At 41.8% G+C, this 316-nt stretch carries 1 rRNA gene; it reads left to right on the forward strand.

Going from position 1 to position 316, the window contains the following annotated elements:
- Positions 1 to 132: 132 nt before the first annotated feature.
- Positions 133 to 316, forward strand: a 16S ribosomal RNA gene (locus tag ASV53_RS25130); the annotation flags it as partial.

The raw sequence follows: 316 nt of genomic DNA on the forward strand, positions 1-316 counted from the left end.
TTGGCATCAATGAACTGAGTGACCAATACAAAACTTAAGTTTACTTAAGCTTTGGCACAGTCAATTCGAATATCATGACTAGCTTCTAGTTATCGATATTCAATCAGTATTCATTGAGCCATCAAAAACTTTAAATTGAAGAGTTTGATCATGGCTCAGATTGAACGCTGGCGGCAGGCCTAACACATGCAAGTCGAGCGGTAACAGGAATTAGCTTGCTAATTTGCTGACGAGCGGCGGACGGGTGAGTAATGCCTGGGAATATGCCTTGATGTGGGGGATAACTATTGGAAACGATAGCTAATACCGCATAATG

This window comes from Photobacterium sanguinicancri (assembly GCF_002265265.1).
GTDB classification, from domain to species: Bacteria; Pseudomonadota; Gammaproteobacteria; order Enterobacterales; family Vibrionaceae; genus Photobacterium; species Photobacterium sanguinicancri.